At 63.7% G+C, this 2,076-nt stretch carries 3 protein-coding genes; all 3 read right to left on the bottom strand.

The annotated features are described in order from the left end of the window. Nucleotides 1-60: 60 nt before the first annotated feature. Nucleotides 61-336: a YciI family protein gene (locus ABYW26_RS13815; protein ID WP_372605490.1), complete on the bottom strand. Its 276-nt coding sequence runs from the start codon at nt 334-336 to the stop codon at nt 61-63. Beyond that, entirely contained in the window at nt 337-1,308 is a 972-nt protein-coding gene (locus ABYW26_RS13810; protein ID WP_372605489.1) for an NAD(P)H-dependent glycerol-3-phosphate dehydrogenase, read from the bottom strand. Beyond that, a partial coding sequence (locus tag ABYW26_RS13805) for a tRNA (adenosine(37)-N6)-threonylcarbamoyltransferase complex transferase subunit TsaD (RefSeq protein ID WP_372605488.1) occupies nt 1,305-2,076 on the bottom strand: 772 nt, incomplete at its 5' end. The genes ABYW26_RS13810 and ABYW26_RS13805, both read right to left, overlap by 4 nt.

The raw sequence follows: 2,076 nt of genomic DNA, 5'->3' as shown, positions 1-2,076 counted from the left end.
TGGCAAGCTGGTCATCCCAGCTCCAGGTGTTCGGTTCGGATTTGAACAACCAATAGGCCATCAGCCGATCACCCGGTTCCACGGCTGAACGCTGACCGATTCAAACAAGCCAGCGGCGGCATAGGGGTCGCCCGCGGCCCAGGCTTCAGCGGCAGCCAGATCAGCCACATCAAGGATCAGCAGCGATCCGCACATATCACCGGCCTGATCCAGAAACGGGCCGGCCTGTTGCACAACGCCGGTCGATTTCAGATAAGAAAGATGCTTTTCACGGGTCGATTTCCGGGTTTCCAGCTGACCGGGCTTGTCTTTGCAGATCACGGCAAATAGCGGCATTCATTCCTCCTTAAGGGGTCGGGCCAGCAATGCTCCTGTGGCGTCGCTGATGCTACATTTTCCATCCAGAACCGCCGCGACCATGGTCGTCAGCGGCATGTCGATTTGTTTGTCCTTGGCCAGACGGGCCACGGCGCGCGCGGTGGCGGCGCCTTCGACGGTGATCTTGGGATCAAACCGGTCCTGATGCCCCAGCGCCAGACCATAGCGGAAATTCCGCGATTGTTCCGAGGTGCAGGTCAGAATCATGTCGCCCAGCCCCGACAACCCGGCCAAGGTCTCTGGCTCGGCACCAAAGGCGCGGGCCAGCCGCTGCATCTCGGCGAAACCGCGGGTCATGGTGGCGGCGCGGGCGCTGTCGCCCAGACCGGCACCGATCACGATGCCGCTGGCAATGGCGATGACGTTCTTCAACGCCCCACCCAGTTCGGCGCCGGTGGTATCATTGCTGCGATACAGCCGCAAAACCGGCGTCGACAGCATTGCTTGCAGCCGCCCGCCCAGTTCGGCATCAGCGCAGGCCAGCGTCAGCGCCGTCGGCAGGCCGCGCGCGATATCGGCGGCAAAGCTGGGACCGGTCAGGATCGCGGCCTCGGATCTGGGACAGTTCTGGCGAATGATCGCCGTCGGGCCAGTGCCGGTTTCAAGGGAAATCCCTTTGCAGCACGCCACCAAAGGCTGCCCGTCCAGCACCGGCTGATTGGCGGTCAGAAACCCGGCCAAGGCCTGCATCGGCACTGCCAGCAACACCGCGTCCGATCCGGCAAGATCGCTGATTTCCGTGGTAACAGTGACGTTTTCAGGCAGATTGACGCCCGGCAACCGCCCGGCATTCCGCCGGTCCGCTTTCATCCGCGCGGCATGATCCGCGTCGCGCGCCCAAAGGGAGACGGGCGTTCCTGCCCGCGCCAGCGCAATTGCCAAGGCCGTGCCGAACGCACCCGCACCCGCGATGCCGATCGAATTGCTCATGCCTTGGCCCCTTTCTTGCCCGATCCAAGCATTGTCGGGCTGGTCTTGTCCAGAGGCCAGCGCGGGCGCGCAGCCAGAGACATATCCGCCCTCTGCCCGGCGCGGAACAATTCAACCCCGGCCCAAGCAATCATCGCGGCATTGTCGGTGCACAGTTTCAGCGGCGGCGCGATAAACCGCGCGCCGAATTCAGCGGAAACAGTCTCTAATTCAGCGCGAATGGCCTGATTGGCCGCAACACCGCCCGCAACCGCCAACGCGGGCGAGGCCGGGTTCAGTGCCATGTATTCGGTCAGCGCCCGTCGCGATTTTTCGGCCAGAACATCGCGCACGGCAGCCTGAAATCCGGCGCACATGTCGGCGCGGTCCTGAATGGTGATGCCGCCCTTTTCCGCGACGATCTGATCGCGGGTGCGCAGCAGCGCGGTTTTCAGGCCCGAAAACGACATGTCACAGCCGGGCCGGTTCAACAGCGGGCGCGGAAAGGCAAATCGTTTGGCATCGCCGGTTTTGGCCGCTGCCTCGACTGCAGGGCCGCCGGGCTGATCCAGCCCCAGCAGGCGCGCGGTCTTATCAAAAGCCTCGCCCGGAGCATCGTCGATCGTGCCACCCAAGCGAGTAAAATCCTGCGGGCCTTTGACCAGCAGAAACTGGCAATGCCCGCCTGATACCAGCAGCATCAGGTAAGGAAACTCCAGCCCGTCGGTCAGGCGCGGCGTCAGCGCATGCCCGGCCAGATGGTTTACCCCGACCAGCGGCTTGCCCGCC

The organism is Actibacterium sp. (genome assembly GCF_041584535.1).
GTDB lineage: Bacteria > Pseudomonadota > Alphaproteobacteria > Rhodobacterales > Rhodobacteraceae > Actibacterium_D.
The sequence above is the reverse complement of the archived record's forward strand: the minus strand, read 5'-3'. Positions and strand labels throughout refer to the sequence as shown.

Excerpts from the sequence above, each read along its gene's own strand:
- ABYW26_RS13815 (WP_372605490.1), bottom strand. The coding sequence starts at position 336 with ATGCCGCTATTTGCCGTGATCTGCAAAGACAAGCCCGGTCAGCTGGAA.
- ABYW26_RS13810 (WP_372605489.1), bottom strand. The coding sequence starts at position 1,308 with ATGAGCAATTCGATCGGCATCGCGGGTGCGGGTGCGTTCGGCACGGCC.